Annotated in this window: 4 protein-coding genes; all 4 read left to right on the top strand. The window is 76.0% G+C overall.

Features of this window, described 5'->3' with window-relative positions; all coding sequences use genetic code 11:
- Nucleotides 1-1,048, top strand: a 1,048-nt coding sequence (locus tag E6J59_15540; GenBank protein TMB17820.1) for an ABC transporter ATP-binding protein, incomplete at its 5' end; no start/stop codon positions are given.
- Between the two features lie 108 nt (nt 1,049-1,156).
- Entirely contained in the window at nt 1,157-1,897 is a 741-nt protein-coding gene (locus E6J59_15535; GenBank protein ID TMB17819.1) for an ABC transporter permease, read from the top strand.
- Entirely contained in the window at nt 1,897-3,231 is a 1,335-nt protein-coding gene (locus E6J59_15530) for a hypothetical protein (protein ID TMB17818.1), read from the top strand. The genes E6J59_15535 and E6J59_15530 overlap by 1 nt, the downstream gene beginning before the upstream one ends.
- Nucleotides 3,228-3,758, top strand: a complete 531-nt coding sequence (locus E6J59_15525) for a hypothetical protein (GenBank protein ID TMB17817.1) — start codon at nt 3,228-3,230, stop codon at nt 3,756-3,758. Before E6J59_15530 ends, E6J59_15525 begins: the two co-directional genes overlap by 4 nt.
- Nucleotides 3,759-3,784 lie beyond the last annotated feature (26 nt).

Here is a 3,784-nt window from a genome sequence, read left to right as displayed (position 1 = left end):
TGATCGTGCCGGCCTGGATGAAGATCGTCCGCCCGCGCTTCCTCCTCCGCCGCCGCACCCGCGCCCCGGAGCGCGAGCCCGTGCGGCTCGCCGTCGGGTGATCGAGGCCCGGCAGCTCGCGAAGCGCTTCGGCGGCCGCGCCGCCATCGAGGACGTCTCGCTCGCGGTCGCGCGGGGCGAGGTGGTGGGGTTCCTCGGTCCGAACGGCGCCGGGAAGACGACCACGCTCCGCATCCTGGCCGGCGTCTTCCCGCCCACCAGCGGGCAGGCGCTCATCGACGGGCACGACGTCGTGCGGGCACCGCTCGCCGCGCGCCGCCGGCTCGGCTACGCGCCCGAGCGGCCCGCGCTCCACCTCGAGATGACGGTCGCGGGCCTGCTCGACTTCGCGGCCGGCATGAAGGACGTGGGCGCCGCCCGGGCGCGCCGTGCGGCGGTGGCGGACGTCCTCGAGCGCACCGGGCTCGCGGCGGTGGCCCGGCGGCGCATCGGGGCGCTCTCCAAGGGCGTCCGGCAGCGGGTCGGCCTCGCCTTCGCGCTGGTCGGCGATCCGCCCGCGCTCCTCCTCGACGAGCCGACGGCCGGGCTCGACCCGGAGAGACGCGCCGACATGCGCGGGCTGATCCGCGCCCTCGGCGCCGAGCGCGCCGTCCTGGTCTCGAGCCACGCGCTCGCCGAGGTCGGGACCCTGTGCGACCGGGTCGTCATCCTGCACCGCGGCCGGGTGCTCTTCGCCGACACGCCCGCACGCCTCGCAGCGCGCCTCCGGCCCACCTCGCGCATCGAGGTGGAGGCCGCGGCGCCGGCCGGCGCCCTCGCCGCCACGCTCGCCGCCGTGCCGGGCGTGCGCCGCGTCGACCTGGTGACGCAGACCAACGGCCACGCGCGCTGCCGCGTCGAGGTCGAGCCCGGGCGGGACCCGCGTGCCGAGCTGGCGGCGCGGGTCACCAGCAGCGGCTGGGGCCTCCTCGCGCTCGCCCCGGTCGAGACCTCGCTCGAGGAGGCGTTCCTTGCGCTCGTGGCGAGCCAAGAGGGGAGCCAGCGATGAGCGGAGGCCGAGCGCGAGAGCGCTCACGCCGGCCGACGGGGTCTGGGGGCATCGGAGGAGCGCAGCGCCCGCAGGGCGCGAGCACCGCACGGGCCCCCAGGAGATAAAATGACCAAATCCCTCCTCGTCTGCCGGCGCGAGCTCGGGTCGATGTGCGGCGGGCCGCTCGGCTGGGTCCTCGCCGCCGTCTTCCTCCTTCTGACGGGGTACTTCTTCTACAGCGACCTCGCGCTCTTCGTGCTGGTCGGGGGCGCGAACCAGACGCGCGGCCTCTGGCGCTTCGTGTTCCTCGATTTCCGCCTGGTGGCACTGCTCGTCGTGCCGCTCTCGACCATGCGGCTCTTCGCCGAGGAGCGGAAGCAGGGTACGCTCGAGTTGGTCTGGACCTTCCCCGTGCGCGACGGCGAGGTGCTCGCCGGCAAGGTCCTGGCGGCGTTGGCGCTCTACCTCGCCCTGCTCGCGGCGACGGTCACCGGTCCCGCGCTCCTCTACGCTCTCCATCCCTTCGCGGTGGCACCGGTGGTCGCTGGCTACGTGGGCCTCGTCCTCCTGGGCATCGCCTTCGTCGCCTGCGGCGCGGCCGCCTCCACCGTGAGCGAGAACCAGGTGGTGAGCGCCATGCTCACTTACGGCATCCTCGTCTTCGCCTGGTTCGCCACCTGGAACGAGGCCGCGATCGGCGCGCGCATCGCGCCCGCCCTCCTCCAGCTCTCGCTCTTCGACCACTTCTACGGCTTCGCGCAGGGTGTGATCGACAGTCGGGACGTGGTCTACCTGCTCGCCTTCGCGGCGCTCTTCCTCTTCCTGGCGCACCGCTCGCTCGGCGCGCGGGCCTGGCGGGGCCTCTGATGCGACGCCCGGTCCTTCTCCTTGGCGTGCAGGTCGCGGCCGTGACGGCGATCCTGGGTTGCCTCCTCGTGATCGCGGCGCTCCATCCGCGCCGGCTCGATCTGACGCCCGAGCGCCGCTTCACGCTCTCGCCCTACACCCGCGAGGTCCTCGGCCGTCTCGCCGGCGACGTGCGCATCACGCTCTTCTACTCGAGCCAGGCGGGTGCGCTGCGGCGCGAGATGACGGACCTGCTGGCCCTCTACCAGGAGGCCCAGCCGCGCATCACCGTGCGCGCCTTCGACCTCGACCGGAGCCCGGGAATGGCGAAGCGGCTCGGCGTCGGCTCCTACAACACGGCGGTGGTCGAGGCCGGCGAGCGGCACGAGGCGGTCGAGGTCGTGAGCGAGGAGGGGGTGACGGCGGCCCTCCTCGCCGTGGCGGGAACCCCGCCCGTGGCCACCTACTTCGTGGTGGGGCACGGCGAGCACGATCCCCGCGACACCGACGAGCGGCGCGGCGCCTCCGAGGCGGCCCGCGCGCTCGCCGCGGAGGGCTTCCGCACGGGCGTGCTCGAAGGCGCCGCCGCGGTGCCGGCCGACGCCGGGCTCGTGGTGGCGGCCGGGCCGAGGCGCGATCTCCGCCCGGCCGAGGTGGAGGCGCTTGCCGCCTACGTCGCGGGGGGCGGTGACGCCCTCGTCCTCTGCGACCCGGGAACACCGCCGAGCGTCGCCGCGCTGCTCCGCCGCTTCGGCGTCGAGCCGGCGGGCGATCTCGTGGTGGACGAGCACGCGCGCCTCTTCGGCACCGACGGTCTCTCGGCGCGCGTCGCCTATCTGAACCAGGACCTCGTCCCCGACGCGCCCGAGGTGCAGGCCCTCCTCCCCGAGGCGCAGACGCTGCGCGTGGTCGACGCGCCGGGCGTGCGCGCCGACTACCTCGCCACCACCGCCGAGAGCGCCTGGGCGGACGTCGACCGGCGGGCGGGCGACGGCGCCGCCTTCCGGCCCGGCCACGATCGGCGCGGCCCGCTGCCGGTCGCCACCTTCACGCGCGTCCCGGCGGCCGGCGGACGGGAAGGCCGGCTGATCGTGATCGGCGACGCCGACTTCCTGACCAACGCGCACCTGGGCGTGCTCGGCAACCGTGACCTGCTCCTCACCGCGGCCGAGCTCGCGGGGCGCGCCGACGCGCTCGCCGCGGCGCGGCCGGCGGCGGTGCCGGGGGGGACGTTCTCACCGCTTACCCTGACGGCGCGCGAGGCCCGCCTCGTCTTCTGGGGCGTGGTGGTCGCGCCGAGCGCGCTCATGGCCGCCGGGGCGCTCGCCACGGCCCGGCGGCGGCGCCTCGCATGACGGCACGCGGCACCGTGCTCCTGGTGGGACTCCTGGGCGTGCTCGCCGCCTACCTGTGGGTGGTCGAGCTCGGGCCGCTTCGCGCCGCACCGCCAGCCGCCCGGGAGGCGGCGCCGCTCCTGCCCGTCCCGCCCGCCGCGGTCGCGCGCGTCGAGCTGGCGGAGGGAGTGCGGCGGACGACCGCGCTGCGCGCCGAGCACGGCTGGACCGACGCCGCCGGCCGCGCGTGGCCCGATGGCGCGGTGACGGACCTGATCGCCGCGCTCGGCGGGCTCCGCCCGCTGACGACCGTCGATGCCGATCCCGCCACGCCCGGGGACTACGGGCTCGGCCCCGGCGCGCGGCGCCTCGAGCTGGCCGGCGCCGATGGCCGCCCGTTCCTCGCGCTCGAGCTGGGCGAGCGGAACCCGGCGTGGACGGGTCTCTACGCGCGCCGCGCCGGCGAGCCCGCGGTGCTGCTGGTGGGCGCCGTGCTCGGCTGGGAGCTCGAGAAGCTGCGTCGGGCCGCGCCCGCCCCAGACCCTTGACAACCCGGAGATAAACGACCGAAACA

The sequence above is a fragment of the Deltaproteobacteria bacterium genome, assembly GCA_005879795.1.
GTDB lineage: Bacteria > Desulfobacterota > Binatia > DP-6 > DP-6 > DP-6.
This window is presented reverse-complemented; position numbering and strand designations above follow the sequence as displayed.